Source organism: Geothrix sp. PMB-07 (assembly GCF_030758935.1).
Lineage (GTDB): Bacteria > Acidobacteriota > Holophagae > Holophagales > Holophagaceae > Geothrix.
The window spans coordinates 1,403,852-1,427,995 of sequence record NZ_CP132333.1; the positions used below are offsets into that span (position 1 = coordinate 1,403,852).

Consider the following 24,144-nt stretch of genomic DNA (forward strand, 5'->3'; position numbering starts at 1 on the left):
CTGGTGCTGCCGCTGAGGCTTGATTCTCGACAGTTCGATTTTCTTGATTAACCTTTTTCGACCCAACACCCATAGGGAGGCATCATGAGTCCCTCATTTCCATTCCAAGCTGTGCAGGTACGTGGGAATGTGTGCCGACGTTCCAATGCCTTAATTTTTGGCATCCTGCTTCAAGGCCTCCTTCTAGGTATGTTGGGACTGAATACCGCCTGCGGTGGCGGAGGCACCGCCAAAACGGATGGCGGTACCACCACACCTCCAACACCACCCGCCAGTGCTTTGGTGACCGGCGTGGTGACTAATTACAAATCAAACCGGCCAATTGCTGGCGCATTGGTGTCGGATGGCCAAGTTTCTACCACCACGTTTACGGATGGCAGCTATTCGCTGGTTGTTTCCCCCGCAGGTCGGAAACAGATTTCGATTACTGCTCCCAATTTTGGCGAAACCCATCGGATTTCAAGCCTTCTAGCCGGAGGGAAGATTCAGGTTGATGCAGCTTTGCTGCCTTCTACCCACATCGACATTCTGAATTTGGCCACCGGCGCGACCCTTTCTGTGCCAGATGGTCCTGCGCAGGTGGTTCTTCCTGCCAACAGTCTGGTAGCCCTCGGAGGGGCTCTTCCGAGCTACCCCGTGACCGCAAGCCTCACCCCAATAGACCCTTCGACGGAGCCTGCGCTGATGCCCGGCGATTACCAGTCCACCACGGGTGAACAAATCGAAAGTTTCGGCGCTCTGGATGTCACGTTCACGGATAGTAAAGGAGCACGTCTAAATCTGGCCTCCGGGCAACTTGCCATGATCCGTATTCCTTTGGCGTCGGCCTATTGGAACGGTGCTCCCCCTGCTACCGTGCCTGCTTTCTACTATGATTCAACCCAAAACCGTTGGGTGAAAGAGGGGACGCTAACTCTAGCCGGTGAGGGGTTGGGTCAGTATTACGAAGGTACCGTGGCCCATTTTTCCACTTGGAATGCAGATATGGCGTCTGCCACGACTTGCGTTACAGGTACAGTTGTTAGAAATAACGGAACTGCCCCAGTGGCCGGTGCCGTGGTCGTGGCTAAAGGTGTTGATCCTGCTGTAGATCCAACCAATGGTTACCTTGGGAGCTATAAGACCGTCACCGCAGCTGATGGATCCTTTACACTTTATGTGAAAGCGAATGCCAAAACAATAATTACGGCTACTGCGGTGTCTGCTAATGGGCTTCCCCTTACTAGCCCATCCCCTGATATGGTTGTTACCACGGGAACGACTTGTACAACTATTCCCGGTAGTATAATTAATGGAAGCATTAAATATACAGGAAAACTCATTTGTGACGGGTATCTTAATCTGACGGGAACCATTCGAGATTTTTCGCCCTCTGAGCCTTTTACTAGCAAGACTGCTACGCCGCCAGTATATGTCTATCCTGGGGATGGTAATTTAGCCAACCTTGTTCCCTACTATTTGTCGGGTACAACCAAGGTATACGTGCCTTTTGATCCCCTAAAGCCCTGGATCAACCCTGATTTTGAATGTAAATATGGAAGTCAGTGGAACGGCATGGTCAAGACCGACCTCGGCCCTGACAATAAGCCCGTATATAACAATCCTTCCTTTTCGAATAGTCTCATTCATAGTGAAGCGACTTTTAAGGCATGGTGGACTGATTTTCCGTCACCACACGGACCTAACGACCTGCAACCCTATCAAATGCAATATACTATCCCGTTGCAAGAGACTGATCCTGTCAATAACCCCGGTGTTTATACCTATATAAATGATGCTCAATTCCCGATTGATAACAAGCTCCAGGGGAATTACATCTACAATAACCCTGGCGATGGCTATACTACTGGTACAAATGGGAATGCTCAAAAAACCAGTGGTCATAATTTCCATTACACCTATGAGATTCACACTACCTTTACCTATAAAAAGGGGCAAACATTCACCTTCACGGGGGATGATGACGTATGGGTTTTCATTAATAAGAAATTGGTCATTGATCTCGGCGGGGTTCATAACTCCATTTCTAAGTCCGTTAATCTAGATGACCTTGGCCTAGTCGTTGGCCTCAATTATCAATTTGATTTTTTCTACTGTGAAAGGCATACGACGGATTCACACATGCGCATCACAACTTCCATCGCCTTTCCAAATACGACCGTCCCCAATTGATTCCAGTATTTTACCCGCAATTTCAGGGGGCCCTTTAGGGCCCCTTTTCATGCCAGCCCCCGTCGGTGGTACCCTGATCTTGTGCCGGAACCCTCTCCCATCGCCCGCCTGCGCCCCAAAAAGGCCTTTGGCCAGAACTTTCTGGTGAACGAGGGGGCCATCTCGTCCATTGTGGGCTCGGCCCTCGGTTCGAGTGCTTCGCGCCTGTTGGAAATTGGGCCGGGGCCGGGGGTGTTGACGGAGCGGCTGCTGGCGGATGGGAGGCCTCTCTGGGCCGTGGACCTGGATCCGGAGGCCTGCGATTTGCTGGCACATCGGTTCGGCTCTGAGCCCCATTTCCACCTGCTACAGGGGGACGCGGTTCGCCTGCCTTTGCCCGAGGGAGAGGCCTGGTCAGTGATTGGGAACCTGCCCTACAACGCGGCCACGCCCATCCTGGCCCGGCTGCTGACCGAAGGCATCCCCTGGGACCGCATGGTGCTCATGTTCCAGTTGGAGGTGGCCCAGAAGCTCATGGGCGTGCCCGGCACCAAGGCCTACGGCCCGCTGTCGGTGCTGGCCCAGCTTTGCGCTCGGCTCACCCGGTTGGTGAAGCTGGGCCCTGGTTCCTTCCGTCCGGCACCCAAGGTGGATTCGGCCGTGGTGCTCTTCGAGCCGGTGCAGGAACCGCCTTCTCTGGCGGAGCGCCAAGCCCTGCTCGCGGTGCTGCACCGTTCCTTTGCCCATCGCCGCAAGACCCTGGCCAACAACTGGCAGGGAACCCTGCCCGCGGCGGCTCTGCTGGAGGCGGGGCTCGACCCCACGCTTCGCGCCGAAGTGATCGCGCCTTCCGCATGGCTGAAGGCAATCCGCATCCTGTTGATTCAATACCCGGAGGTGTTCCCATCGTCATGCCCGTAGCTCCCGAATTCGAAGCCTGGACCGAAGCCCCCGCCGCCGGGGAACTGCGGCTGATCCCCATCGGGGGGCTCGGCGAATTCGGCATGAACGCCTTGGTGGTGCATGACGCCCAAAGCCTTTTCCTGGTGGATTGCGGTCAGCTGTTCCCATCGGATGACCAGCCGGGCATCGACTCCATCGTGCCGGACTTCGCCTATCTGGAGCCCTTCGCAGACCGGCTGCAGGCCGTGCTCCTCACCCATGGCCACGAGGATCACATCGGCGCGCTGCCCTATTTTCTGCGCCGCTGGCCTGTGCCTGTGTATGGCACCGCTTTCACCCTGGGACTGGTGGAAGGCAAGCTTCGCGAGCATGGCCTCGATCCGGAGTTGCTGCGCTCCGTGAAGGATTATGGCCGAGTGAAGGTGGGCGACATCGAGGCCGAGTGGATTCCCGTCACCCACAGCATTCCCGATGCCTGCGCGCTGGCGCTGCACACACCCCAGGGGGTGCTGGTGCATTCCGGCGATTTCAAGCTGGACCCTGAGCCTCTGGACGGCCGACTCACGGGGCTGGAGCGCCTGCAGGCGCTGGGCGACGCAGGTGTGCGCCTGCTCATGGCGGATTCCACCAATGTCGGCCGACCAGGGCGCTCGCCTTCGGAATCCGTCTGCCGCGAAGGACTGGAAGCGGCCTTCGAGCAGACCAAGGGACGCCTCTTCGTGGCGACTTTCAGCTCGAACATCCACCGGCTGCAGACGTTGGTGGATCTGGCCTACGAGTTCCGCCGCCGGGTGGTGATCCTGGGGCGCAGCCTGGACCGCAACATGACCCTGGCCCGGTCGCTCAAGCATCTGCACCTTCCGGATGACATTCTCGTGGACGCCAAGGATGCGCATCTCTTCGACAGGGATGAGCTGCTGGTGCTTTGCACGGGCAGCCAAGGTGAGCCCATGAGCGGGCTGGCCCGGCTGCTGCGGCGCGAAGTGAAGGGCCTGCCCATGGAGCCCGGTGATCGTCTGGTGGTGAGCGCCCGGGCCATCCCCGGCAACGAGGTGGCCATCTCCCGCATGCTGGATGATGCCGAACGGCTTGGCGCGGAGACCTCCCTCGAAGGCCTCGGCCCGGTCCACGCCTCCGGTCACGGCAGCCGCGATGAACTGGCCGATCTCATCCGGGCCGTGCGGCCCAATCACATGGTGCCTGTGCATGGCACCTACCGGAACCTCCGCGCCCATGGCGCCCTGGCCGCCTCGCTGGGCTGGCCTTCCGAGCGCATCTCGCTGTTGGATGGCGGCCTTTGTCTGCGCCTGCTCGAGGATGGCCAGGTGGACATGGTCGGCGCTGTTCCCGTGGGCAAGTGCTTCGTGCATGAAGGCGTGGACCACATGGTGGACGCGCGCGTGGTGAAGGATCGCCTCATCCTGCAGGAAGATGGTGTGGTGTTCGCGACGCTTCTGGTGGATCCGCAGACCGGCGAGCTGGCCGCCAATCCCACCATTCTCAGCCGGGGGTTCGTCATGCTGTCAGACGACGATGCCTACGCCGACCTGCTGGCGGGTGTGGCGCGGCAGGCCTACGAACAGGCACCCGCTGCTGTCCGAGCAGATGGCGAGGCGCTGCGCGACACCCTGCGCCTGGCTCTGCGCCGGATCATTCGGAAGACCACCCAGACTCGGCCCCTGGTGATTCCAGTCATTCTGGAGGCGCCCCAGGTTTAGGCTTTAGGGCCGCTGGACGCCTCGCCGAAATGGGCGTCCGGGGCGGTTGATGAGCCCTTGTTTGATGGCGTCGGCCATGCGCCGCTGCATGTCCTCTACCTGGAGGATCAAGCGGACCTGCTGGGCGGGGTTGAGCTTGGCGCGGATGTCGTCTTCGAATTTCAGCTTCAACTCCATCTGCTGCCGCCGCAATTCAACGTACTGATCCAGCAGAGGCCTGACCTTGGCGCTCTTGTCCTCCTCGGCGCCGGGCCCCAGCAGGATGTCGTTGAAACGATGCCGCAGCTGCTGAATCTGTTTCGTCTTTTCAAACTGATCCTGGTCGTAGCGTGACCAACGGTCGACCACGGCTTTGGCCTGAGGTTCCGGCAGCCCCACCGTCTGCTGCAACTGATCCATGCGGAATCGCAAGAGAGGGCGGTCCTCCTCACCCTGAGCCCGGCTGGGAAGGGCCACAAGGCAAAGGGCGGAGGCGAGGATGAGTGGGCGGAACATGATCACCTCGGAGAGGGCTGGGGGGTGTCGAGATGCTTCAAGAGTGCCTTCATTTCCTCAGGGTTCAGCGTCTGGACTTGGGCGACGTCCTCTTCATGATCATGGAAAGGCGTATCGGAATCAGTGGTTTCAACGATCTCGGGTTGCCGGGTCGCTTCCACATAAGGGGTGCGGTTGGCCTGACCGGCCCAGAAGGCGCCCCCGCCCACAGCCACAAGCAGGGCCGCGGCCGCCATCCAAGTGAAGGGCGTGACCCGGTGGTGCAGAAGCGGGCGGGCGGGCAGCTTGCGCAGCACCCGCTCAGGCAGGCGTTCAAAGTAGCCCATGGGGGCGAGCGCCTCGGGGGCTTCTTCTTGGGCCAGATAGGCCACGCGGGCCTCGGAGCAGGCTCGGCAGGTGCGCATATGGGCCTCCGCGTTGGCGCCGGGATCGAGGGGATCCAGCAGCACGGCATCCAGGGTTCGGGTGCAGGCTTCGGGAGTGGGAAGGGGCAGGTTCATGGCCGACCTCCTTTCACGTATCGGGTGAGATTCTGGATGGCATGGAAGATGTGGGCCTTCACACTGCCCACGGAGGTGCCCATTTCCTGGGCAATCTGTTCGTATTTCCAATCGTGCTGCAGCTTGAGGGTGAGGGCTTCCTTCTGACGCTTGGGCAGCTTGGGCAGGGCTTCCCGCAGCAATCGGCGCGCCTCCTGATCCAGCGTGGCGGTGATCTGCGTCTCCTCCACGCGCAGGGCGGCGTGGTCGGCCACCCCATCGGGGCCTTCGAGGCTTTCGTGTTCCTTGGTCACCCGCTCCCGGTAGTTCAGGGCCTGGCGGGTGGCGATGGTGATGAGCCAGGTGCGGAAGGAGGATTCAAAGCGAAAGCCGGGCAGGGCGCGGAAGACGCGGATGAAGGTCTCCTGCACCACGTCGTCAGCATCCTGGTGGTTCTTCAGGATGGAAAAAGCCTTGCCGTAGACATCCCGCGAGAAGAGGCGCACCAGGGAGCCAAAGGCCGCCTGATCACCCCGCTGAGCCTCTTCCACCCAGATCCGGACCTCCGGGGAGTGGTACGGCGAGCTGGGGTCGGGACTCCGCTCGCCGGTCAGGGGTGCCGTTTGGGTCATCAAGGTCTCACTCAAGGTGGCAACCGCCATCATGTTAGGCTCCGACGGCGGGGATCAAGCCAAATCCGCCCTCAGTGGATGGACCCGGGATGGGCACCTGAGGTTGAATGGACGAAGGACACGGATGCCCGAATCATTCCGTTCCCAGGAGCTTTCATGCGTGACCGCATCACCCCCTTGTTGTCTGAGGCGCAGATCCGAGACCGGGTCCAGCAGCTCGGCGCCCAACTGGTGAAGGACTACGCGGGCAAGGATCTCGTGGTGGTGGGCCTGCTGAACGGGGTGTTCCCCTTTTTCGCCGACCTGGTGCGGGCCATGGCGATGGATTTCGACATCAGCTTCATGCAGGTTTCCAGCTATGGCGGCGGATTGGAGAGCACCGGCGAGGTGCACATCCTCAAGGACCTGGACCGCAGCATCCAAGGCCGCCATGCCCTGGTGGTGGAAGACATCGTGGATACCGGCCTGACCCTCTTCAAGGTGAGCAACCTGCTGAAGGACCGAGAACCCCTCAGCCTGAAGATCTGTACCCTGCTGGACAAGCCCTCCCGCCGCAAAGTCGCGGTGCCGGTGGATTACGTCGGCTTCACCATCGAGGATCACTTCGTCGTGGGCTATGGGCTGGATCTCGATGGCAAGCTCCGCAACCTGCCCTATGTGGGCATCTACCACCCGTGACCATCTCCCGCGCCGGGGCCCTGTGCTTCGCCCTGATGCTTGCCTCCGGTTGCGGCTACCACCGCCTCGACCGGCAGCAGCGGTCGGCGGCGTGGGCCAAGCGGGGGGAAACCATCCGCCTGGCGCGCTTCCGCAACCTCACGCCACGGCTGGGGCTTGAGGACCGCTTCACGCGGGCCCTGGAAAACCGCCTGGTGGCTGCCAGTCCTTGGCGGCTGGTGGCCCAGGGCGAGCCCTCACGATGGGTCTTGCAGGGCACCCTCGAGGACTACAAGTCGCGGCCCATCGGGTTGACCCTCGGCAATGACAAAACCAAGGCCAGTGCCGGCTCCGCCTCCCGCGTGGAAGTGGCGGTGGTGGCCAGCGTCGAGTTGCTGGATGGCCAGACGGGCGCGGTGGTGCTGTCGCGCCGGGGACTCACCTTCTCGAACCAGTACCGCGTGGATCAGAATTTCGCCAGCTTTGAAAGCCGCGAAGTGCAGATCATTGAAAGCCTGGCGGACGATTTCGCCGAAAGCTTCCTCACCCAGCTGCTGGAAGGGTCGGAGTGATGGCGGCGCCTGCGGCCTGGCTGAACCAGAGCTTCGCCCTCGTCCATGGCGAGGATGGCGATGCGCGGCGGGCTGCCGTGGAGGGCTGGAAGCAGAAACACGTGGACCCGGAATGGGCTGATTTCACGCTGACCGTTTGCGCCGAGGGCTGTCCCTGGGCCGAAGTGATGGCGGCCCTGCAGGAGGCTGCACCCCTGGGGGCGGAGGCCCGCACGGTGTTGGTGCCTGCCGCCGACAACTTGTTCAATCGGGCGAAGGAGCTGCCGGCCTCGGTCAAGGCGATGTTGGAAAAACCGCCGACTGGGGTGAACCTCCTGCTGGTGGCCTGGTCTACCTTGCCTACCGCGCCGGGGAAGGCGCTGGGTGCCAAACCCTGGACGGACTGGACCAAGGCGGGCCGCGTCTTGAAGGTGGGAGCCCTGGAGCCCCTGGAGATCGCAGGCTTCATCGAGACCGAGGCCAAGCGGATGGGGCTGGTGCTGCAAGGCGCTGCGAGCACCCTGCTGGCCCAGCGGCAGGGCGGCAACCCCGGGATGCTCAAGCGGGCCCTGGAAGTGCTGGACCTCCTGGCGGAGGACCGCCGCGTGAACGAGGCCATGGTGGATCAGGTGACCTTCCGTTTGGCCGAGCAGAAGGCCTTTGCCTGGTCCGGGGCTTGGCAGAAGGGCGATGCGGCCGGTGCCCTCAGAGCCCTGCGCACGGCCCTGGAGGATGGCGACGAGCCCTTGATGATGCTCGGGCAGGTGCGCCGCGAGGTGGACCGTCTGCTGAGGCTGGTGGAGGCGGAGGCCGCAGGGCTCAAGGGAGGAGAACTGCTCACGGCCCTGGGCCTGTCCCCCAAGCAGGCTTTCCTGCTGGATGGCTACCGCGGGGCTTTGGCCAAGCTCAAGCCCAAGGGGGCCAAGGCCCTTCTGGGGCGGGTCAATCAATGCGAAAAGGATCTGAAAGGCATGGCGATCTCCCGCAGCGAGGCGCCGCTCCTGGATCTGACTTTGGCGCTCTGCCGCGCCTGGGGCCGGTGAGTTCCAATCCGAACCGGACATTGATCACTTGAGCGTGAGGTTCGCAGGGCGGATCATGGAAGTCCGATTCCCGGAGGGCCCATGTCCGAATGCGTCATTCCCAACCTGACTTCCCACGAGGTGGTGGAATCCAAATCGGTGCTGCCCGAGGGATGGAAGGCGGACCTGTCGAACCTGAAGGCCCTCGACTTGACCCAGCCTGTGCTCGAACTGCTGCGGCGCACCACCAGCCGCCTGCCCCAGGATGTCATCGAGGCCATCGTGAAGGGCCGCGACGCCGAGGAGGAGGGCAGCCGCGCCTTCAACACCCTGAACGACATGGTGCGCAACATCAACCTGTCCGATGGCCAGGTGACGCCCCTCTGCCAGGACACGGGCTCTATCATCTTCTGGGTGCGCCATCCCTTCGGGTTGAGTCAGCGCGCCGCCAAGAAGCAGATCCGCGAAGCCGTGGCTCAGGCCACCAAGAATGTGTGGCTCCGCCCCAACTGCGTGGAGTCTCTCAGCGGCAAGAACAGCGGCAACAACATGGATCCCTTCCATGAGCACCACCCCGCCATCCACTTCGAGGAATGGGACCGGCCGGAGGTCGAAATCTCCGTCATGCAGAAGGGCGGCGGCTGCGAGAACGTGGGCGCCCAGTACCGCCTGCCGGATGCCGCCATCGGCGCTGGCCGCGACATCAAGGGCGTGCGCAAGTGCATCATCGATGCCGTGGTGAAGGCGCAGGGCCAGGGCTGCAGCCCCGGCATTCTCGGCGTGGCCATCGGCGGGGACCGCGTCACCGGCTACGAGAAGAGCAAGGAGCTCATCCTGCGCAAGCTCGGCACCCCGAACGCCGATCCCAAATTGGATGCCCTGGAGCAGGAGCTGACCAAGGATCTGAATACCCTGGGCATCGGCCCCATGGGCTACGGCGGCAACACCACGGTGCTGGGCCTCATGGTGGAGGAAATGTACCGCCACCCCGCGAGCTTCTACGTGAGCATCAGCTACATGTGCTGGAGCAGTCGCCGCGGCACCGTCACCCTCGCGGCCAGCGGCCAGCCCTCCTACGATCTGTGAGGCTCCCATGATCCGACTCACCACCCCCATCACCGAAGACCAGATCCGCCAGCTCAAGGTGGGCGACGAGGTGCTGCTCAACGGTCGCGTCGTCCTCAGCCGCGACATCGGCCATAAGTTCATGAAGGAACAGAAGCCCGAGTGGCTGAAGCCCATCCTCGAAAACATGGTCATCTACCACTGCGGGCCCGTCGTCAGGAAGAATGAGGACGGCACCTGGTCCTTCGTGGCCGCCGGCCCCACCACCAGCATTCGCGAGGAACCTTACCAGGCCGATGTCATTGAAACCTACAAGGTGCGCGGCGTCATCGGCAAGGGCGGCATGGGCAAGAAGACCAGCGAAGGCCTGCAGAAGACCGGCGCCGTCTACCTCCACGCCACCGGCGGCGCGGGCAGTCTGCTGGCGGAGCGCGTGAAGCGGGTGGTGGACGTGAAGATGCTGGAGGAGTTCGGCAGCCCCGAGGCCTTCTGGATCATCGAGGTCGAGGACTTCCCCCTGGTGGTCACCATGGACAGCCACGGCGGCAGCCTCCACGAGATCGTCGCCCAGCAGAGCCAGGAGCGCGCCAAGGCGCTGATGGCCTGAAAACGGGGCCTTCGAGAGCCCCTCTCCCGGGATAACCTGGAGAGATGGCTCAGACCTACCTTCAGCTTCGCCTCGATCTGGCCGCGGCCCTGGCCGTGTTCCTGGATCCCGAGGAGGCGCACGCCGAGTGCATCCGCTGGTTTGAGGAAGGGCTTGGCCTTTCCCGCAGCTGGATGGCCATCCACGGGGCCGAGCAGGTGCCGGAGGAGGCGCGGCGACAGGTGAGCGAATGGGTGCGGCGCCGTCGCACAGGTGAGCCTTGGGCCTATATCCTGGGCTGGAGCCTCTTCCGGGATCGCCGTTTCCAGGTGACGCCAGCCACCCTGATTCCCCGCCCGGAAACCGAACTGCTGGTGGAAGCCGCACTGGACGTGGGGGGGAGGTTGAAAGTCGACCGGTGTGTCGATGTGGGCACCGGCAGCGGCATCATCGCCGTAAGCCTCGCCCTGGAAACCAATTGGCAGGTATCGGCTTCGGACTTCAGCCAGGACGCCTTGATGGTGGCCGAACAAAATGCTCGGGCCTTAGGGGCTGCGGTGTGGTTTCACCACGGAAGCCTGTTGGATCCCATCCCGGAACCTCTCGGCCTGGTGGTGGCCAACCTCCCCTACGTGGATCCGGCGGACAGGCTCACCCTCCAGCGGGAATTGGCTTTCGAGCCGACTTCGGCCCTCTTTGCCCCAGATCGGGGCCTTGCCCTTTCGGAGGCTCTCCTGGTCCAGGCCAAGGCCCGGCAGGCTCCGGCCTGTCTCCTGGAAATCGGCGCCGGGCAGGGGGGAGAGCTTTGCCGTCGAGCCATGGGGGCAGGCTGGGCTAAAGCCATGGTTCATCAAGATTTTGCAGGGCATGACCGAATTCTGGTGGCCCTGGCCTAGGAGCCAGTCCAGGTCATCGATAGGGGCTGCATTGACGGCAAAGGGCCTCCAGGCAAGGAGGGGGGGCGCAGGGCGGTGCAGGTTCACCGTTCAAGCCCACCGACACAGCATGGGGGCCCTTTGCCATCAACCCTCCGGGCTGGGGTGGCAGCCGTCGGGATGCGGCGTCAGCCTCCTCGTCCTTGGAACCGCCAAGGCCTTCGTCGCCTTCCTTGCCTCCCTCGGCTGGCGCCCCAGTGCAGCCCCCACCCATGACTTGGACGGGCTCCTAGCGTTTGGCACCATCCTCGCTCCAGCTAGGACTGGAGGTGCTCCATGAGGAAAATGCTGCCCATCACCCTGCTCCTGCTGGGATTCGGCTGCTCGATCCCCAAGCGCCACGATGCCAACTTGGCCAAAAAGCCTGCCATTCCCTATGTGGAAGAGGCACCAGCCATGCAGCCTCTGAACGAGGGCAGCCTGTGGCGGGACCGCCCCATGGTGGCCGACCTCCGAGCTTTCCGGGTCAACGACCTGGTGACGCTGAAGATCAGCGAAAGCACCAACGCCATCACCAAGGCGGATGTGACCACCAACCGTACGGGGAGCAACAAGCTGAGCAGCCCGAACCTCTTCAGTGCCCTGGCTGGCTTCGGCATCGGCAGCAGCAACTCCGACAAGTCCACGGGAACCGCCAGCAAGTACGCGGGAACCGGCACCACCGGCCGCAGCGCCACGTTCACCACCACGGTCACGGCCCGGGTGGTCAAAGTGGTGGGCAATGGCAACCTCATCTTTGAGGGTTTCCGCGACATCCAGCTGAACAACGAAACCCAGCGCCTCTATGTGGCCGGGATGCTCGATCCCCACATGCTGGATGCGACCAACAGCATCACCTCCGGGCAGGTGGCCGAGCTCCGCATCGGCTACGGCGGGCAGGGGGTGGTGGATGAAACCCTCAAGCCGGGCTTCATCAGCAGGCTTTTGGCTTATGTCTGGCCGTTCTAGGAGATTCCCATGCGCTTCGCAGCTCTCTTCCTGGCGGCCCTCACCCTTTGCGGGGCGGATCTCGCCAAGACGGACAAGAAGATCGAATCCAAGCTCCGGGATGTGGCCCGGCTCCAGGGCGTGCGCGGCAACCAGTTGCTGGGCTATGGCGTGGTGGTGGGTTTGGATGGCACTGGCGACAAGGACCAGACGAAGTTCACGGTGCAGTCGCTCACGAATCTCATGTCCCGCCAGGGGCTGACGGTGAACCCCACCACTGTGAAGGTGAAGAACGTGGCGGCGGTCATGGTCACGGCGGAATTGCCACCCTTCGCCCGGGCCGGTTCGCGCCTGGATGTCACGGTTTCCAGCACTGGCGATGCGAAATCTCTGGCAGGTGGCACCCTGCTCATGACCGCCATGCAAGGGCCCGATGGGCAGACCTATGCCGTGGCGCAGGGGCCCCTGCTGGTCGGTGGCTTCAGTGCCTCGGCTGGCGGCGCCTCGGTGACGAAGAACCATCCCACCGTGGGCCGGGTGCCCGACGGCGGCATCATCGAACGCGAGGTGGGTGGCGACTTCAATGCCCGTGCCACCCTGCGCTACAGCCTGATGGAAGAAGACTTCACCACCGCCATCCGGGTGGTCCACACCATCAATGAGGAACTGGGCGAAAAGGTGGCCAGGCCCTTGGACGCGCGCACGGTTGAACTGACCATCCCCAAGGAATTCCAAGGCCGAGCCGTGGAGCTGGTGGCACGGCTGGAGAATCTGAATGTGCAGCTGCAGCCCAAGGCCCGGGTGGTGGTGAACGAACGCACGGGCACCGTGATCCTTGGCTCAGACGTGCGCATCGGTGCCGTTAGCATCGTCCAGGGGGGGCTGAGCATCATGGTGAGTTCTACCCCTCTGGTGAGCCAACCTGCGCCCTTCAGCCAGGGCAAGACGGTCCAGGCCACCAAGAAGGATGTGACCGCGGTGGAGGACAAGCCCAAGACCGTGACCGTTGAACCCGGTGTAAGCGTGGGCAAGCTGGCCGAAATGCTGAATGGCATGGGTGTGAGCCCGCGGGATCTGGTGGCCATTCTGCAGGCCATCAAGGAAGCCGGCGCGCTCCAGGCTGAACTGAGGGTGCTGTGATTACCCAGGGGTTGCCGACGTTGAATCCGGTGGCTCAGGCCCAAGGGGCCCAGGCGCTGCCAGATGCCGACGAGAAAACGGAGAAGGCGGCTCGGCAGTTCGAGGGCCTGCTCATGGGCCTCCTCTTCCAAACCATGCGGAAGACGGTGCAGCCCTCGGGGCTCTTTGGGGACTCCGGCCAATCCCGATCTACGTACGAGTACCTCATGGATCAAGCCGTGGTCGACCGGGCGGTAACTACCGGCCATGGCTGGGGTTTAGCTGATCGACTGAAAGCTGCATGGACCCAGGCTGAAAAAAGCGGCCATGAAAAAGAACTCCCAAGGGGTTGAAGGTTCTTGGCAAACTGCCGATAGAACCTTGTCGAGGTCATCATGCGCATCAGCAGTAAATCGAGCGGTGTGGGCAGTGCCCAGGGGGTGGCGGGTGCCAAGGCATCCGGCGTTTCCTCGTCAGCCCCTGTCGCCGCATCCGCTGCGACGGATGCGATGGATGCAGTCCAGGTTTCTTCCGCCGCCCGGCTTGTCGCTGTGGCCCAGGAGGCCTTGGCCGTGGTGCCGGACGTCCGGATGGAGAAGGTGGAAGCCATCAAGAGCCAGCTCGATACTGATTCCTATAACCCCGATGGAGAGGCTGTGGCCGAAGGGCTCATCAAGGAACATTTGGCGTCAGGACGCCATTCCTAGCCCCCAGGCCCTCAAGGTGAGGGCATGATCAGTCCCCTGGGACAACGTCAGATCCTTCAGACCGCTGCGGTTGAGACGGTCAGGCAGGCCATGGAGGGGGGCTTCCAGGTTCAGCGGGAACAGGCCCGGCGGCAGGCCTTCGACGCCAAGCTGGCCGAGGCCATGGATGATGTTTCGGATGTGAATGGCGCGGATGGCCTGAAATTGACCGAGCACGGCGCGCAGGACCAGCCAAGTGATCGGCAGCACGGTACGGGCGCCTCCGAAGATCCCGAAACCGAGGAGGAGCGCGGAGGCCCGGCAGAGGGTGCCCGGCTACACCTGGATCTCTTGGCCTGAGGCTTGCCCTAAGGCCATGGAGGAGGCCTTCCATGCTGCATGCCGTGCCGGAACTACTGGATGCCCTTGAACGCAAATTGATGGAGGGCGAAGACCCCTCACCCCTCCTTGCCAACATCCGGTGGTCCGAACTCGTGTGGTGGCCGGAAGATCTGAAGAGCGCCCAGGTCCTTAAACAGCGCATTGCCTCCATTCAGACCCTCCTCATGGGGCTTCAGGCGCCCCTGCGCGCCACCCTCGTCGGCTTGTCCGGCGCCCCTGCCTATGGACGCAGCGGCATTGCTGCCGACGCTCCCATGCTCACGCCCCGCCTGCACGAAAAGGTGTAGCCATGCCTGGCCTCAATGCAAGTCTCTACATCGGCCTTTCCGGGATGCAGGCCCAGCAGGCCGCGCTGGGGGTGGTGGGTCATAACATCGCGAACGTGAATACCCCGGGGTACACACGGCAACGGGCGGACATGTCGGCGAATCAATCCATGATGCAAGGAAACGTGTACTTCGGATCGGGCGTGTCGTTGAACACGGTCACGGGCATCCGGGACCGCTTCCTGGACCTGCAGATCTACCGGGAGACTGCCAAGGGGGCTGGAGCTTCAGAACGCTATTCAGGGGTGGATGCCATCGCCTCCAGTGTTGGAGACACTGGAACCACAGGCATTTCTGCGCAGATCCAGGATTTTTTCCAGAGCTTCCAATCGCTTGCTGCCCACCCGGAAGATCCCTCCCTCCGCACGAACGTGGTCGGCAAGGCTCAGACCATGGTCACGGGCTTGCAGTCGCGCTACAGCCTGCTTGATGCGCAGCGCAATATCGCAGATCAGGCGGTGGGAAGCCTCGTGACTGCGGTGAATACCCTCACCAGCCAGATCGCCAACTTGAACCAGCAGATCACAACAGAAACCGTGCCCGGTTCCAATAACGATGCCCGGGATCAGCGGAAGGCGCTGACCGATAAGCTCGCCGAGTTGGTGGGCATCAACGTGTTTGAAGGCTCCAAGGGGGAATACCAGATCACGCTGGACACGGGTGCGGCGGTTCTGGTGAGCGGGGGCAGATCCTACAACCTCCAGACTACGCCTGGCGGGGCGGCTCTGGACAACCATCTCCGGGTCAACTCAGTCATGGGCGGGAGCTTGGTCGACGTCACCGCCGGGATCAAGGACGGCCAGTTGGGTGCCAAGCTCGATTTGCGAGACAACATCCTGGTGGGCTTCCAGCGACAGCTCGATCAAATCGCGGCCGGCGTGGCGCGGCAGGTGAACCAACTGCACCGAACCGGCTATGCCGCCGATGGTGTCACCACTGGCAACGACTTCTTCCAGGGGGGCGTGGCCAATGGCGGGACGGGGCTTCCTACCACGGTCTCCGCAGCCACTTTCTACAAAGGCATGGTGAATGCGCTCTCAGTGAATGCAGCCATCGTGGGGAACCCTTCGCTCATCGCCGCCGCCTCTGCGGCCGGAGTTAAGGGTGACAACTCCCGGGCGAACGCCATTGGAAACCTTCAGGCTGCCACTGCCACGGTGGATACCAACGGAGACGGCGTGCCGGATGCCGGCCCCTTCAGCAATGTGGTGGGCAGCCTCATCAGTGATGTTGGCACCCAGTCCCAGACCTACCGTGCCCAGACGGACACTCAGCAGAACCTGGTTTCGGCGCTCCAAACCCAGCGCGACAGCGTTTCGGGGGTGGACCTGAACGAGGAGGCCGCAAACATGATGAACCTCCAGCGGGGGTACCAGGCCTCCGCGCGTTTTCTCAGCGTCATCAATCAGCTCACCGATCAGCTGGTGAATCAATTCGGCAAATAAGCCTGAAAGCAGGTGAACCATGGCCCTTCGCACACCGAGTACCAACCAAACCCAGCAATCGCTTCTGGCCCTTCAACGCACCAAGGAGCGGCTCGCGCTGAACCAGACGCGGATCTCCACGGGCAATCGCCTGACGGGCCCGGGGGATGACCCCACCGCCTCCGCGGCTGTTCTCAGCCTAGGCAATTCCATCGATGCGAATACCCAGTTCATCAAGCAGGCGGATTCGGCTCTTGGCTACCTGTCCATGTCTGAGGATGTGGTGGCAGCAGCCATCGAACGGGTGCAGCGGCTGGGGGAGCTGGCGGCGGAGGGTGGAAGTGCGGCTTCGTCTGAAGTGGATTCCATCCGTACCGCGCTCATTGATTTGGCGAATACCAAGGGCCAGGGGAAGTTCCTGTTCGCTGGAACGGCCACTCAGGGTACCGCTGCGCATCCACTTCCCTTCGAGGATGCAGCACCTCCGGCCGGCCCCATCAACTATTGGGGGAATGCGGGATCCATCAGTCTCAACGTAACCAACACCACGGTGGTGGCGACCAATCTCCCCGGTGATTCGGTGTTTTTCGGATCAGGAGGCCAGGGCTCAAGCACTGACATCTTCAAAGTCGTTACCGATCTCCGGGATGGATTGGCCACCAATAACGCCGCGCTCACCGCCACGGCCACAACCAACCTGACGGCCTGCCTCGACAGCCTCACCAAGGCTCAGGTGGATCTGGGTGGCAAACAGTCGCAGCTGCTCGCCCTCAAGGACACCCTGTCGGGATTCAATGTCTCCCTGCAAGGATTGCAGAACACGCAACAGGATACGGACTATCCCCAGGCTGCCACCGAGTATGCGAGCGACCAAGTCATCCAGTCCGCCAGCCTCAGCGTGCTGGCGAAAGTCAACAAGACAAACCTGTTCGATTACCTCGCCTAGTTCGATTCCCTCAGGTGGGCTTCCAGGCTGGCCAGCGCCCGTTGGCGGTGGGCTGCGCCCTTGGCCGCCTTGACTGCTCGCAGGCCTCCGGATCGCTTCAGCCCTCGGATATCGATTTCCCCGTCTGGCAGGGGTGGAAGCAGGCCAAGCATGGCGTTGGTGGGGCCGAAATCCTTGGTGGACGCGTGCGCCAGGTAGTGGAGGAGGCTTCCCAACACCGTTTCCTTGGGGAAGGGAAGAGCCGGTAGGTTTCTTGCCGCACGATTCACGGCGAAGGCCGCTGCCAGACCACCCGCGGCGGATTCAAGGTAGCCCTCCACACCGGAGAGCTGGCCGGCCACCCAGAGGTTGGGAACAGATTTGACATGCAGTGTCGAATCTAGAACCTGCGGCGCCTGGAGGTAGGTGTTCCGGTGGATGCTTCCGAACCGCGCGAACTCGGCCTGTGCCAGACCGGGAATGAACCTGAAGACTTCCTTCTGGGCGCCCCACTTGAGGCGGGTCTGGAAGCCCACGAGGTTGAAGTGCTCACCGGCCAGCGTGTCCTGGCGCAGTTGGACCACCGCGTGAGGCCAGTGGCCGGTGCGGGGGTCGTCCAGCCCAACGGGTTTCATGGGGCCATGGCGAAGCGTTTCCCGTCCGCGGTCGGCCATGACTTCGATGGGCAGACAGGCCTCGAAGTAGGGGGTGTCCAAATCATGCAGAGGCGCGCGCTCCGCTGCCAAGAGAGCATCGAGGAAGGTTTCGTATTGGCTCTTGTTCAGCGGGCAGTTGATGAAGTCGGGGCCGCCCTTGTCGTAGCGCGCGGCCATCCATGCGATATCCATGTCAATGCTGTCGCGATCAACGATGGGGGCGATGGCATCGTAGAAATGCAGTTGCCCGCAACCCGTGATCGCCGAGAGCCAGGCGGTCAACGGTTCGCTGGTGAGAGGTCCAGTCGCGAGGATGGTCGGGTGATTCAGATCGGGATCGGTGGCGTGCGCTGTCTCCCAGCGAATGTTTGGATGCGTCCTCAGGGCCTGCGTGACGGCCGAAGAAAAGGCCACGCGGTCCACGGCGAGGCTGTTGCCAGCGGGGACGCGGGTGTCTTCCGCGCAGCGCAGGATCAGTGAATCCATGCGCTGCATCTCTGCTTTCAGGATGCCCGTGGCCGAGTTGGGATCATCGCTCTTGAACGAGTTGGAGCACACCATCTCGGCGGCCTGATCTGTCGTATGGGCTGCCGTGTGGCAGAGCGGACGCATCTCTGTGAGAAGCACCTGGTGCCCGCGATTGGCCAACTGCCATGCGGCTTCAGAGCCAGCCAGTCCTGCTCCGATGATGTGGATCACGCAGCCTCCATGAGGGGCCTATCCTATCGGCAAGGCGGATGGGGCGGCAGTTGTTGGCTTGGAGGCGGATGCGCCATAGAATCCTGCCCCCGCTTGTTGCAGCAGAAAGCCTTGGTTTTCAGTGCCTTTCTCTGGGTGGATGCAGGCCCGGCGCAGTACTGCGTAAATTTTCTCTTGCACTTTGGGATGTGGGTGTTAGTCTAAATGTCCTGCGCAGTTGAGGCTGCGAGGTGCCACGGGAAGCCAAGTTGCTGAAGTGGACTGTGTTGAGGCACAGGGGCGTCTTTGAAAACCGGATAGAAGATAGGAAGCCTTTGAGGGTTCTGTGGGGCGTCTAAGGATGTCGCACGGAATTCAGAACAATTTTTCGACCAGAACATTTATCCAAGGGGTGAGAGCCCTGAGGAGCAAGAGTTCAGAATGAAACTTGAGAGTTTGATCCTGGCTCAGAATGAACGCTGGCGGCGTGCCTAACACATGCAAGTCGGATGTGCCGCAAGGTGCATGGCAGACGGGTGAGTAACGCGTAGGGAATCTACCTCTTTGTGGGGAATAACGCTCCGAAAGGAGTGGTAATACCGCATGAGACCGTGGACTGGGATGTCTACGGTGAAACCTGGGGACCGCAAGGCCTGGGGCAAGGAGAGGATCCTGCGTCTGATTAGCTAGTTGGCGGGGTAATGGCCCACCAAGGCGACGATCAGTAGCCGGCCTGAGAGGGTGATCGGCCACACTGGAACTGAGACACGGTCCAGACTCCTACGGGAGGCAGCAGTGGGGAATTTTGCGCAATGGACGAAAGTCTGACGCAGCAACGCCGCGTGGGTGATGAAGGTCTTCGGACTGTAAAACCCTGTCGTCAGGGACGAAGGTTAGGGGGTTAATAACCCTTTAGCTTGACGGTACCTGGAGAGGAAGCCCCGGCTAACTCTGTGCCAGCAGCCGCGGTAATACAGAGGGGGCAAGCGTTATTCGGAATTATTGGGCGTAAAGGGCGCGTAGGCGGTTTTTTAAGTCAGATGTGTAATCCCCGAGCTTAACTTGGGAACTGCATCTGAGACTGGAAGGCTAGAGTACTGGAGAGGGTGGTGGAATTCCTCGTGTAGCGGTGAAATGCGTAGAGATGAGGAGGAACACCAGTGGCGAAGGCGGCCACCTGGACAGTAACTGACGCTGAGGCGCGAAAGTGTGGGTAGCAAACAGGATTAGATACCCTGGTAGTCCACGCTGTAAACGATGAACACTTGGTGTGGAGGGAGTTGACCCCTTCCGTGCCGGAGCTAACGCGTTAAGTGTTCCGCCTGGGGAGTACGGTCGCAAGGCTGAAACTCAAAGGAATTGACGGGGGCCCGCACAAGCGGTGGAGCATGTGGTTTAATTCGACGCAACGCGAAGAACCTTACCTGGGCTTGAACTGCAGTGGACCGGTGCAGAGATGTGCCTTTTCGCAAGAACTGCTGCAGAGGTGCTGCATGGCTGTCGTCAGCTCGTGTCGTGAGATGTTGGGTTAAGTCCCGCAACGAGCGCAACCCTTACCCGTAGTTGCCAGCGCGTCATGGCGGGAACTCTACGGGGACTGCCCGGGTTAACCGGGAGGAAGGTGGGGATGATGTCAAGTCCTCATGGCCCTTATGTCCAGGGCTACACACGTGCTACAATGGGCGATACAAACCGTTGCAAAGTCGCGAGATGGAGCTAATCGGAGAAAGTCGTCCTCAGTTCGGATTGTAGTCTGCAACTCGACTACATGAAGGTGGAATCGCTAGTAATCGTGTATCAGAATGATACGGTGAATACGTTCCCGGGCCTTGTACACACCGCCCGTCACATCACGAAAGCCGGGAGCACTTGAAGAGGCTGTGGTAACCCGCAAGGGGGCTAGGTCTCAATGGTGAACTTGGTGATTGGGGTGAAGTCGTAACAAGGTAGCTGTAGGAGAACCTGTGGCTGGATCACCTCCTTTCTAAGGAGAGTCACTTTTAGGAGTGACGATAGGTCAACGCTTCCGATCGAATTTCTATCCGGTTTTTAAAGACGCTCGTGATGTTTGACGAGCGTGTTTGGGCGTCCAGATTGGGCCCGTAGCTCAGCTGGGAGAGCGCCTGGTTTGCATCCAGGAGGTCGTCGGTTCGATCCCGGTCGGGTCCACCAGCGCCTTCAGGTTGCACAACGGGGGCCTATAGCGCTCCTGAGTGCACCAAGCACAAGGGCCTATAGCTCAGTCTGGTTAGAGCGCACGCCTGATAAGCGTGAGGTCGGTGGTTCGAATCCACCTAGGCCCACCACCATTTCGCAGGAATGCGAAATAGGACGGAATCGACAAAGTCGATTGTCGCCCGAAGGGGGCCGTGCAGGATGCGAGGCATCACGACGAATGCTTGAGTTGAGTTGAAGTCCCGAGGGATTTGAATCCAGCTCAAGACTGACTCAAGGGTCGGTTGCCGAAAGGCAGAGTTGTTTGACATTTAAATAGAAGGAATAGAGAAGGGTATCCACAGCGTTGAAGTGACGTTGTGGGATTAGCGAGGCAAGTTTTAGCGAAAATACTCTCGTGGGTCTGAAGTCAATGTAATTCATTGATGGAAGGCCAAGTTACAAAGGGTTGACGGTGGATGCCTTGGCAGATGACAGCGATGAAGGACGTGGTAAGCTGCGAAAAGTCTCGGGGAGTTGCACGCGAACGGTGATCCGGGAATGTCCGAATGGGGAAACCCAACTGGGTGAAAGCTCAGTTATCTCTCAGCTGAATTCATAGGCTTTGAGAAGCGAACGTGGGGAAGTGAACCATCTCAGTACCCACAGGAACAGAAAACAACAGTGATTCCGGTAGTAGCGGCGAGCGAAACCGGAAGAGCCCAAACCTCATACGTGTAAGCGGCAGGCGTTGCGTATGGGGGGTCGTGGGACCTACAGGTCAGGGCTGCCCCCTGGCACAGAGTTACAAAACCTCTAGTTAGCGGAACGGCATGGAAAGGCCGGCGATACAGGGTGATAGCCCCTTATGCGAAAGCTACGAGGACTCTGAGTGGTGTTCCCAAGTATGTCGGGGCACGAGAAACCTTGACAGAATTTGCCGCGACCATGCGGTAAGGCTAAATATGTTCATCTGACCGATAGTGAACCAGTACCGTGAGGGAAAGGCGAAAAGAACCCCGATGAGGGGAGTGAAATAGAACCTGAAACCGTCAATCTACAAGCAGTGGAACCCCTATGGTTTACCAGGGGAACCGCGTGCCTTTTGCATAATGAGCCGGCTAGTTATTTTCAGTGGCGAGGCGAAGCCGATGAGGCGAAGCCGTAGGGAAACCGAGTCTGAATAGGGCGACCAGTCGCTGGAAATAGACGCGAAACGGGATGATCTATCCTTGACCAGGATGAAGTCCGGGTGACACCGGATGGAGGTCCGAACCAGTGTGGGTTGAAAACCGCTTGGATGAGTTGAGGATAGGGGTGAAAGGCCAATCAAATTCCGTGATAGCTCGTTCTCTCCGAAATAGCTTTAGGGCTAGCGTCGGATGTTTCGTCGTGCAGGTAGAGACCTGAATGGACTAGGGGGCTTACCAGCTTACTGAATCCAACCAATCTTCGAATGGCACGCCGTGAAGTCCGGCAGTCAGACTGCGGGTGATAAGATCCGTAGTCGAGAGGGAAAGAACCCAGATCGCCAGCTAAGGTCCCAAAATACATGCTAAGTGGAAAAGGATGTGGATGTGCTTAGACAGCCAGGAGGTTAGCTTAGAAGCAGCTATCCTTTAAAGAAAGCGTAATAGCTCACTGGTCAAGCGGGTCTGTGCCGACAATTCAACGGGGCTAAAGCATGTTACCGAAGCTGCGAACGTAAGTGGTAGGGGAGCATTCCCTACGTCTGTGAAGGTTGACCGTAAGGACAGCTGGAGACATGGGAAGAGACTCTGTCGGCATAAGTAGCGTAAAGACGGGCGAGAACCCCGTCCGCCGTAAGACTAAGGTTTCCAACGCAAGGTCAATCCGCGTTGGGTTAGTCGGACCCTAAGCTGAGGCCGAAAGGCGTAAGCGATGGAAGGCTGGTTAATATTCCAGCACCATGAGCATCTCGTTTGTACGATGCAGGGACGCAGGAAGGTAGGGACGCAGAGCTATGGAATGTTCTGCGAAAGGATCCAAGGGTGGCGCTTAGGGAAGTCCGGGTGCCATGAGCTCAAGGTTTCTGACGAAAAGTCCTGATCCTACACTGCCGAGAAAAGCTGCTAAGGAGAGGTGCTTGTGTCCGTACCGCAAACCGACACAGGTAGTCGAGGAGAGAATCCTCAGGCGTTTGAGAGAACTCTGCTGAAGGAACTCGGCAAATTAACCCCGTAACTTCGGGAGAAGGGGTACCACGGTAGGGTTCATAGCCCGAGGTGGTGGCACATAAATGTTCCAGGCGACTGTTTAACAAAAACACAGGTCTCTGCAAACTCCAAAGAGGAGGTATAGGGGCTGACGCCTGCCCGGTGCCGGAAGGTCAAGAGGAGCGGTCAGCGCAAGCGAAGCTGCGAATTTAAGCCCCGGTGAACGGCGGCCGTAACTATAACGGTCCTAAGGTAGCGAAATTCCTTGTCGGGTAAGTTCCGACCTGCACGAATGGCGTAACGATCTGGAAACTGTCTCCAGCAGAGACTCAGCGAACTTGTAGCACCGGTGAAGATGCCGGTTACCCGCACTTAGACGGAAAGACCCCGTGCACCTTTACTACACCTTGACATTGAGGTTGGCGTTGGACTGTGCAGGATAGGTGGGAGACTATGAAACTGGCTCGTTAGGGTCGGTGGAGTCACCCTTGAGATACCACCCTGTTTAACGCTGATCTCTAACTCGCACCCGTGATCCGGGTGGAAGACAATGTCAGGCGGGTAGTTTGACTGGGGCGGTCGCCTCCTAAAGCGTAACGGAGGCGTACGAAGGTTCCCTCAGGCTGTTTGGAAATCAGCCGCAGAGCGCAATAGTATAAGGGAGCTTGACTGCGAGTCAGACACGACGAGCAGGTGCGAAAGCAGGTTATAGTGATCCGGTGGTCCCGAATGGAAGGGCCATCGCTCAACGGATAAAAGGTACGCCGGGGATAACAGGCTGATCTTGCCCAAGAGTTCATATCGACGGCAAGGTTTGGCACCTCGATGTCGACTCATCACATCCTGGGGCTGAAGCAGGTCCCAAGGGTTCGGCTGTTCGCCGATCAATAGTGGTACGTGAGTTGGGTTCAGAACGTCGCGAGACAGTTCGGTCCCTATCTAGTGTGGGCGCAGGAGATTTGAGAGGACCTGTCCTTAGTACGAGAGGACCGGGATGGACTGACCTCTGGTGTTCCAGTTGTGCCTCCAGGTGCAATGCTGGGTAGCTATGTCGGGAAGTGAGAAGCGCTGAAAGCATCTAAGCGCGAAACACCCCTCAAGATGAGATCTCCCTATGAGACCCGTGGAAGACCACCACGTTGATAGGTCGCATGTGTAAGGCCGGTAACGGCTTAAGCTGAGCGATACTAATCGGTCCACAGACTTGACCTTTCATCAATCAATTACATACTTAATACCCACGAACGCGCCAAAAGGCGCCTCGCTAAATCCCTTCTCACTCTTTCTAAGCCTTCGTCGTGGCTTTTCCCCAAGTGTCACACCCGTTCCCATCCCGAACACGGCAGTTAAGACTTGGAGGGCCGATGATACTGCGCATCACATGCGTGGAAAAGTAGGTCGCTGCGACGTTAAATCGAACGGGTCACCCCTCACCGGGTGGCCCGTTTTTGCGTACCCGTTCCCCGTATCTACAGG

21 protein-coding genes, 2 tRNA genes and 3 rRNA genes are annotated in these 24,144 nt (G+C 60.3%); 22 read left to right on the plus strand and 4 right to left on the minus strand.

From position 1 onward, the window contains the following. Window positions 1-84 precede the first annotated feature (84 nt). The 3 genes from Q9293_RS06145 to Q9293_RS06155 all read left to right on the plus strand — a co-directional run bounded on the left by Q9293_RS06145 (window position 85) and on the right by Q9293_RS06155 (window position 4,772). Window positions 85-2,172 (plus strand): fibro-slime domain-containing protein, encoded by a 2,088-nt coding sequence (locus tag Q9293_RS06145; protein WP_306251085.1) that lies wholly within the window; start codon window positions 85-87, stop codon window positions 2,170-2,172. A gap of 81 nt (window positions 2,173-2,253) precedes the next feature. Further along, complete coding sequence (gene rsmA / locus Q9293_RS06150; RefSeq protein ID WP_306251087.1) at window positions 2,254-3,072, plus strand: 16S rRNA (adenine(1518)-N(6)/adenine(1519)-N(6))-dimethyltransferase RsmA; 819 nt, start codon at window positions 2,254-2,256, stop codon at window positions 3,070-3,072. Beyond that, window positions 3,063-4,772 (plus strand): ribonuclease J, encoded by a 1,710-nt coding sequence (locus Q9293_RS06155; protein ID WP_306251090.1) that lies wholly within the window; start codon window positions 3,063-3,065, stop codon window positions 4,770-4,772. The genes rsmA and Q9293_RS06155 overlap by 10 nt, the downstream gene beginning before the upstream one ends. Before the next feature lie 3 nt (window positions 4,773-4,775). Here the strand turns inward: Q9293_RS06155 and Q9293_RS06160 are convergent, their stop codons facing one another. The 3 genes from Q9293_RS06160 to Q9293_RS06170 are packed head-to-tail and all read right to left on the minus strand — an operon-like array spanning window position 4,776 to window position 6,411. Then, on the minus strand, window positions 4,776-5,267 hold the full coding sequence (locus Q9293_RS06160) for a hypothetical protein (protein ID WP_306251092.1): 492 nt from the start codon (window positions 5,265-5,267) through the stop codon (window positions 4,776-4,778). A 2-nt stretch (window positions 5,268-5,269) separates the two neighbouring features. Further along, window positions 5,270-5,767 (minus strand): hypothetical protein, encoded by a 498-nt coding sequence (locus Q9293_RS06165; RefSeq protein ID WP_306251094.1) that lies wholly within the window; start codon window positions 5,765-5,767, stop codon window positions 5,270-5,272. Beyond that, window positions 5,764-6,411: an RNA polymerase sigma factor gene (locus Q9293_RS06170; protein ID WP_306251096.1), complete on the minus strand. Its 648-nt coding sequence runs from the start codon at window positions 6,409-6,411 to the stop codon at window positions 5,764-5,766. Before Q9293_RS06170 ends, Q9293_RS06165 begins: the two co-directional genes overlap by 4 nt. Before the next feature lie 123 nt (window positions 6,412-6,534). Between Q9293_RS06170 and hpt the strand changes: the two genes are divergently transcribed. The 14 genes from hpt to Q9293_RS06240 all read left to right on the plus strand — a co-directional run bounded on the left by hpt (window position 6,535) and on the right by Q9293_RS06240 (window position 17,024). After that, window positions 6,535-7,056 (plus strand): hypoxanthine phosphoribosyltransferase, encoded by a 522-nt coding sequence (gene hpt, locus Q9293_RS06175; protein ID WP_306251098.1) that lies wholly within the window; start codon window positions 6,535-6,537, stop codon window positions 7,054-7,056. Then, window positions 7,053-7,607, plus strand: a complete 555-nt coding sequence (gene lptE / locus Q9293_RS06180) for an LPS assembly lipoprotein LptE (protein WP_306251099.1) — start codon at window positions 7,053-7,055, stop codon at window positions 7,605-7,607. The genes hpt and lptE overlap by 4 nt, the downstream gene beginning before the upstream one ends. Further along, complete coding sequence (gene holA, locus Q9293_RS06185) at window positions 7,607-8,629, plus strand: DNA polymerase III subunit delta (protein ID WP_306251101.1); 1,023 nt, start codon at window positions 7,607-7,609, stop codon at window positions 8,627-8,629. Before lptE ends, holA begins: the two co-directional genes overlap by 1 nt. Window positions 8,630-8,710: 81 nt before the next feature. Then, complete coding sequence (locus Q9293_RS06190) at window positions 8,711-9,694, plus strand: fumarate hydratase (RefSeq protein ID WP_306251103.1); 984 nt, start codon at window positions 8,711-8,713, stop codon at window positions 9,692-9,694. Between the two features lie 7 nt (window positions 9,695-9,701). Beyond that, window positions 9,702-10,280, plus strand: coding sequence for a FumA C-terminus/TtdB family hydratase beta subunit (locus Q9293_RS06195; RefSeq protein WP_306251105.1), 579 nt, complete (start codon window positions 9,702-9,704; stop codon window positions 10,278-10,280). A 44-nt stretch (window positions 10,281-10,324) separates the two neighbouring features. Then, a complete protein-coding gene (prmC, locus tag Q9293_RS06200; RefSeq protein ID WP_306251107.1) occupies window positions 10,325-11,155 on the plus strand; it encodes a peptide chain release factor N(5)-glutamine methyltransferase in 831 nt (276 codons plus the stop codon). Between the two features lie 315 nt (window positions 11,156-11,470). Continuing rightward, window positions 11,471-12,142, plus strand: coding sequence for a flagellar basal body L-ring protein FlgH (locus Q9293_RS06205; RefSeq protein WP_306251109.1), 672 nt, complete (start codon window positions 11,471-11,473; stop codon window positions 12,140-12,142). A 9-nt stretch (window positions 12,143-12,151) separates the two neighbouring features. Next, complete coding sequence (locus Q9293_RS06210; RefSeq protein WP_306251111.1) at window positions 12,152-13,261, plus strand: flagellar basal body P-ring protein FlgI; 1,110 nt, start codon at window positions 12,152-12,154, stop codon at window positions 13,259-13,261. Further along, window positions 13,258-13,593 carry a rod-binding protein gene (locus tag Q9293_RS06215; RefSeq protein ID WP_306251113.1) on the plus strand — a complete coding sequence of 112 codons (336 nt, stop codon included), beginning with the start codon at window positions 13,258-13,260 and terminating at the stop codon, window positions 13,591-13,593. The genes Q9293_RS06210 and Q9293_RS06215 overlap by 4 nt, the downstream gene beginning before the upstream one ends. A gap of 42 nt (window positions 13,594-13,635) precedes the next feature. After that, window positions 13,636-13,947: a flagellar biosynthesis anti-sigma factor FlgM gene (flgM, locus tag Q9293_RS06220; protein ID WP_306251115.1), complete on the plus strand. Its 312-nt coding sequence runs from the start codon at window positions 13,636-13,638 to the stop codon at window positions 13,945-13,947. A gap of 24 nt (window positions 13,948-13,971) precedes the next feature. Beyond that, a complete protein-coding gene (locus tag Q9293_RS06225; RefSeq protein ID WP_306251117.1) occupies window positions 13,972-14,286 on the plus strand; it encodes a hypothetical protein in 315 nt (104 codons plus the stop codon). A 32-nt stretch (window positions 14,287-14,318) separates the two neighbouring features. Continuing rightward, window positions 14,319-14,615: a hypothetical protein gene (locus tag Q9293_RS06230; protein WP_306251119.1), complete on the plus strand. Its 297-nt coding sequence runs from the start codon at window positions 14,319-14,321 to the stop codon at window positions 14,613-14,615. 2 nt (window positions 14,616-14,617) lie between these two features. Next, the gene (gene flgK / locus Q9293_RS06235) at window positions 14,618-16,099 is read left to right on the plus strand and encodes a flagellar hook-associated protein FlgK (RefSeq protein ID WP_306251121.1); all 1,482 of its coding nucleotides are present in this window, start codon (window positions 14,618-14,620) and stop codon (window positions 16,097-16,099) included. 19 nt (window positions 16,100-16,118) lie between these two features. After that, window positions 16,119-17,024 carry a flagellin gene (locus Q9293_RS06240; RefSeq protein WP_306251123.1) on the plus strand — a complete coding sequence of 302 codons (906 nt, stop codon included), beginning with the start codon at window positions 16,119-16,121 and terminating at the stop codon, window positions 17,022-17,024. Here the strand turns inward: Q9293_RS06240 and trmFO are convergent. Then, window positions 17,021-18,358, minus strand: a complete 1,338-nt coding sequence (gene trmFO / locus Q9293_RS06245; RefSeq protein ID WP_306251125.1) for a methylenetetrahydrofolate--tRNA-(uracil(54)-C(5))-methyltransferase (FADH(2)-oxidizing) TrmFO — start codon at window positions 18,356-18,358, stop codon at window positions 17,021-17,023. The two genes, Q9293_RS06240 and trmFO, sit on opposite strands and share 4 nt — an antisense overlap. Window positions 18,359-18,781: 423 nt before the next feature. On the opposite strand from trmFO, the gene Q9293_RS06250 reads away from it, so the two are divergent. From Q9293_RS06250 to rrf, 5 genes are all read left to right on the plus strand, one after another. Continuing rightward, window positions 18,782-20,321, plus strand: a 16S ribosomal RNA gene (locus Q9293_RS06250). Window positions 20,322-20,433: 112 nt separating this feature from the next. Further along, window positions 20,434-20,509: transfer RNA gene (locus Q9293_RS06255), tRNA-Ala, on the plus strand. Window positions 20,510-20,565: 56 nt separating this feature from the next. Further along, window positions 20,566-20,643, plus strand: a tRNA-Ile gene (locus Q9293_RS06260). A gap of 300 nt (window positions 20,644-20,943) precedes the next feature. Further along, window positions 20,944-23,880 (plus strand): 23S ribosomal RNA (locus Q9293_RS06265). An 82-nt stretch (window positions 23,881-23,962) separates the two neighbouring features. Further along, a 5S ribosomal RNA gene (rrf, locus tag Q9293_RS06270) occupies window positions 23,963-24,078 on the plus strand. The 16S, 23S and 5S rRNA genes sit together here with 2 tRNA genes alongside, the layout of an rRNA operon. Window positions 24,079-24,144 lie beyond the last annotated feature (66 nt).

Excerpts from the sequence above, each read along its gene's own strand:
- flgK (WP_306251121.1), top strand. The coding sequence starts at position 14,618 with ATGCCTGGCCTCAATGCAAGTCTCTACATCGGCCTTTCCGGGATGCAG.
- Q9293_RS06165 (WP_306251094.1), bottom strand. The coding sequence starts at position 5,767 with ATGAACCTGCCCCTTCCCACTCCCGAAGCCTGCACCCGAACCCTGGAT.
- Q9293_RS06210 (WP_306251111.1), top strand. The coding sequence starts at position 12,152 with ATGCGCTTCGCAGCTCTCTTCCTGGCGGCCCTCACCCTTTGCGGGGCG.
- Q9293_RS06155 (WP_306251090.1), top strand. The coding sequence starts at position 3,063 with ATGCCCGTAGCTCCCGAATTCGAAGCCTGGACCGAAGCCCCCGCCGCC.
- Q9293_RS06240 (WP_306251123.1), top strand. The coding sequence starts at position 16,119 with ATGGCCCTTCGCACACCGAGTACCAACCAAACCCAGCAATCGCTTCTG.
- hpt (WP_306251098.1), top strand. The coding sequence starts at position 6,535 with ATGCGTGACCGCATCACCCCCTTGTTGTCTGAGGCGCAGATCCGAGAC.
- Q9293_RS06145 (WP_306251085.1), top strand. The coding sequence starts at position 85 with ATGAGTCCCTCATTTCCATTCCAAGCTGTGCAGGTACGTGGGAATGTG.
- Q9293_RS06190 (WP_306251103.1), top strand. The coding sequence starts at position 8,711 with ATGTCCGAATGCGTCATTCCCAACCTGACTTCCCACGAGGTGGTGGAA.
- Q9293_RS06225 (WP_306251117.1), top strand. The coding sequence starts at position 13,972 with ATGATCAGTCCCCTGGGACAACGTCAGATCCTTCAGACCGCTGCGGTT.
- flgM (WP_306251115.1), top strand. The coding sequence starts at position 13,636 with ATGCGCATCAGCAGTAAATCGAGCGGTGTGGGCAGTGCCCAGGGGGTG.
- Q9293_RS06195 (WP_306251105.1), top strand. The coding sequence starts at position 9,702 with ATGATCCGACTCACCACCCCCATCACCGAAGACCAGATCCGCCAGCTC.
- Q9293_RS06170 (WP_306251096.1), bottom strand. The coding sequence starts at position 6,411 with ATGATGGCGGTTGCCACCTTGAGTGAGACCTTGATGACCCAAACGGCA.
- prmC (WP_306251107.1), top strand. The coding sequence starts at position 10,325 with ATGGCTCAGACCTACCTTCAGCTTCGCCTCGATCTGGCCGCGGCCCTG.
- holA (WP_306251101.1), top strand. The coding sequence starts at position 7,607 with ATGGCGGCGCCTGCGGCCTGGCTGAACCAGAGCTTCGCCCTCGTCCAT.
- Q9293_RS06205 (WP_306251109.1), top strand. The coding sequence starts at position 11,471 with ATGAGGAAAATGCTGCCCATCACCCTGCTCCTGCTGGGATTCGGCTGC.
- Q9293_RS06230 (WP_306251119.1), top strand. The coding sequence starts at position 14,319 with ATGCTGCATGCCGTGCCGGAACTACTGGATGCCCTTGAACGCAAATTG.
- Q9293_RS06160 (WP_306251092.1), bottom strand. The coding sequence starts at position 5,267 with ATGTTCCGCCCACTCATCCTCGCCTCCGCCCTTTGCCTTGTGGCCCTT.